Below are 2,746 nucleotides of genomic sequence, written 5' to 3'. Positions count from 1 at the left end.
CACCTCCTCCGGCTGCCGTTCGGCTTCCACGTCCGGGCGGCGGCCACCGGGCAGTATCTTGGCCACCCAGTGCGAACGCCCGGCCACCAGCGGTGCGAGCACCGCGAGGATGAGCACATAGCTGGCGATGAAGGGCGAGAGCCGTGGATCGAGCCCCGCGGTCGCCGCCATGGTGGCGAGGATGAGCGCGAACTCCCCTCGGGCCAGCAGCGTGGTGCCCACATTGGCCGTCGGTTGCGGTCCGAACCCGTAGATGCGGGCCGCGACGATACCGGCGGTCAGGTTCATCGCCAGGGTGATGACGACGGCGATCAGCACCGGGACGATGACCGTGCCGATGTCGCCCGGGTCGATGGACAGACCGAAGCCGAAGAAGAAGATCGCGGCGAAGGCGTCCCGCAGCGGATGCACGAGATCGCGGATCCTGCTCCCGGACGCGGTGTTGCCGAGGATCAGACCCACCATGAAGGCACCGATCGCGTCGGCGACGCCGAACTTCTCGGAGATCCCGGCCACCAGCACGGCCGCGCCGAGGAACGAGATGACCAGCAGCTCGTTGTCCTTGATCGCGAACAGCTTGCCGATGACCTTGGTGCCGAAGCGGGCAGCCAGCGCCAGCAGCAGCAGGAAGGCGAAAGCCTTGCCGATCTGGCCGGCGGTCTCCGCGAGGTCGTCCGCGCCCGAGATGATCGGCTGGAGCGCGGCCAGGTACATGGCGAGGAAGATGTCCTCCACCACGATGATGCCCAGGATCGGCTTGGTCTCGGGGTTTCCGATCCGCCCGAGGTCCACGAGGATCTTGGTGACGATCGCGGAGGAGGAGATCCCCAGGACACCGGCGAAGACGAACGCCTCCGAGGTACCCCAGCCCATCATGAAGCCGAAGGCGAGCCCGGCTCCCACGTTGAGGAGGAGATAGAAACATCCCGCGATGGCCATCTTCTTGCCACCGGTCTTGAGATCGTCCATGTGGAACTCAAGGCCGAGGTAGAACAGCAGGAGTACCAGCCCGAGGGCGGAGAGCATCTCCAGGTCGTGCGGGTCGTCGAGCAGGACGAAGCCGGGGGTGTGGGGTCCGAGGAGAATCCCGGCGAGGATGAAGAGCGGAATGGTCGGCAATCCGATGCGGCTGCCAAGGCGGGCCAGAACAGCGGCGGCGACGAAGGCGCCACCCATGGCAAGCAGAGTGTCAGCATGTCCCATGGCCGTCACCTGGGGGGTGTGACGGTCGGGAACGGGCGGAAGCCGATGCGGGCGGGCGTCGTCAAGTGGATGTCTCCTCCTGGGCGTCCGGACGTCTCGGTCAAGTGAGCGTCAAGAAAGCGTTAATAGTTAGCTTACCAAACCATTTTTTGGTCCGGTTTTCTTCCCGTGACCTCCGTATGACCTGCGTCACGCGTCACCGGACGCTCACAGCGGGAGACGGACACCCCACTGTGGCCCGGCGAACCCGTCCCACCCGCACGTCATGCCCCACGGCGGCCGCCGCGGCCCGCGTCCTGGGAGTAACACCCACCATGGCCGAAAACTTCCGCGCGCCCGGACGACGGGAACGGCTACCCGGGGCAGGTTAGTTGTGTTCGTGCCCGGATGAGCAGTGCCCCCGGGCGCAAACGCTCATCCCCTCATGGACAACACGAAGGAGAGAACGCCGAGATGGTGTTCAAGAAGCTGCTCGGAGCCCTCGGAGTGGGCGGCCCCACCGTGGACACGGTCCTGGACGGCGGCCCGCAGGGCCTCGCCGTGCTGCCGGGCGGCGCCCTGACCGGGCGGGTGGAACTGCGCGGCGGCTCCACCGAGACGGAGATCTCCCACATCACCCTGCACCTCGTGGCCCGCGTCGAAGCCGACGGCCAGGGCTTCGGCGGGCGCGACGCCGAGGGTTACGTCGCCTTCGACCAGGTCACGGTCGGCGGCGGCTTCCGGCTCGGCGCGGAGGAACAGCGCTCCGTACCGTTCACCGTCCATCTGCCGTGGGAGACCCCGGTGACCGAGCTGTACGGTCAGCCGCTGGGTGTCGTCCTCGGCGTCCGTACCGAACTCGCCGTGTCCGGCGCCAAGGACAAGGGCGACCTCGACCCGCTGCGGGTGGCGCCGCTGCCCGTGCAGGAGGCGATCCTCCAGGCGTTCGGCAACCTCGGCTTCGGCTTCCGCACCGCCGACCTGGAACTGGGCACGATCCCCGGCACCGGGCAGCGCCTGCCGTTCTTCCAGGAGATCGAACTCACGCCCTCGCCGCAGTACGCGCACCTGATGAACGAGGTCGAGGTGACCTTCCTCACCACCCCGGCCGGAGTGGAGATCATCCTGGAGGCCGACAAGCGCGGCGGCTTCTTCGGCCAGGGCGGGCAGGACACCCTGATGCGCTTCACCGCCCAGCACAGCGACGCCGAACAGCGCGACTGGAACGCCGAGGTCGCCTCCTGGCTGGAGCAACTCGCCACCCGGCAGGAGCAGCGGCGCGGCGCCATGGGGTACGGCCAGGGCGGCTACGGGCAGGGCGGTTTCCCCCAGCAGGGCCACCCGCACGGCGGTTACCCGCACCAGGGGTACCCGCAGGGCGGCTACCCGGGCGACCAGCAGCGCTCCGGCCCCGGCATGGGCGGCGTCATCGCGGGCGCGGCGGCCGGTGTCGCCGTCGGCGCGCTCGGCGCCTACGCCATCGGCGAGATGATGGACGGCGACGACGGGGACGCCGAAGCCGCCGAGGACTTCGGCGGCGACGAGGAGTGACAAGGGTGACGGC

The 2,746-nt window shown here is 68.8% G+C and carries 2 protein-coding genes; one reads left to right on the top strand and one right to left on the bottom strand.

What is annotated here, in order from left to right:
* On the bottom strand, positions 1 to 1,176 hold a 1,176-nt coding region (locus tag ACFV5N_RS26660), incomplete at its 3' end, for a cation:proton antiporter (protein WP_385604756.1).
* Positions 1,177 to 1,656: 480 nt separating this feature from the next.
* Here ACFV5N_RS26660 and ACFV5N_RS26655 point away from each other — a divergent pair.
* Positions 1,657 to 2,733, top strand: a complete 1,077-nt coding sequence (locus tag ACFV5N_RS26655) for a sporulation protein (RefSeq protein ID WP_385604753.1) — start codon at positions 1,657 to 1,659, stop codon at positions 2,731 to 2,733.
* Positions 2,734 to 2,746 lie beyond the last annotated feature (13 nt).

The sequence above is a fragment of the Streptomyces sp. NPDC059853 genome, from assembly GCF_042731495.1.
Lineage (GTDB): Bacteria > Actinomycetota > Actinomycetes > Streptomycetales > Streptomycetaceae > Streptomyces.
This window is presented reverse-complemented; position numbering and strand designations above follow the sequence as displayed.

Bases quoted from the DNA above. Each gene is read 5' to 3' on its own strand.
- ACFV5N_RS26655 (WP_385604753.1), top strand. From the start codon at position 1,657: ATGGTGTTCAAGAAGCTGCTCGGAGCCCTCGGAGTGGGCGGCCCCACC.